Source organism: Oleiphilus sp. HI0125 (assembly GCF_001635355.1).
Window position 1 is genome coordinate 1 of the sequence record NZ_LWGF01000181.1, and the last position, 755, is coordinate 755.

Here is a 755-nt window from a genome sequence, read left to right on the forward strand (position 1 = left end):
ACGATGGAGTATTGCCTGAATTTAAAGTAAGGCAGACAAACCGATCTGTACAGCAAAGCTCCGTTCCTTCTTCGAATGGCACAGCCTTCTCACCAAATTCAAGCATCGGCTCGGGAGTTGAAGCGCCTGAGTATGCGGATGCAGGCAATAGTGGAGTTAATCTAGACGCATTACGTCAACTTCTGCATCCTCAAGGTCAGCCTATTCAGGGTAATACGCCGGTTTCAGGATTGCATGCCAGCTCTTCCTCAGCCTCAGCTGCACCAGTTATTTCACAAAACGAGTTAGTTGCGATTTTATCTCGCGCTCAGTCACTTAGCTTAGAGCAAGCTGGGTCGTTCGTTGGAGAGAATCAAGCCATTGATTTTGCTGCTTTGCTAAGAGATCAGAGCGCTGGAGCGGTTGGAAAGGCTTATGAAAGTCTCGATGCTGACATGATCAACCTTGTGTCGATGCTATTTGAATTCATTCTTGAAGATCGTCAATTGCAGCCTGAAATGAAAGCCATCATTTCACGACTGCAGATACCTATTTTGAAAGTGGCGTTGATCGATGACAGTTTCTTTAACAAAGGTGGGCATCCTGCACGTAAGCTTCTTAATGAAATCGCGTCTTCAGCGATTGGTTGGAATGCGCCGCGTGAAGGAAGGCGTGATCGCTTTAAAGAAAAGCTTGAGGGTATCGTAGAGCAAATTATTAACGGCTTCGAGCAAGACGTGTCTATGTTCGACGGTTTATTGAGTGACTTTGAAAGC

General features: G+C 46.0%; 1 protein-coding gene. It reads left to right on the plus strand.

Annotation, left to right across the window (positions count from 1 at the left end):
• The coding region (locus A3762_RS02815) for a DUF1631 family protein (protein ID WP_156493168.1) at positions 1-755 on the plus strand (755 nt) is incomplete at both ends.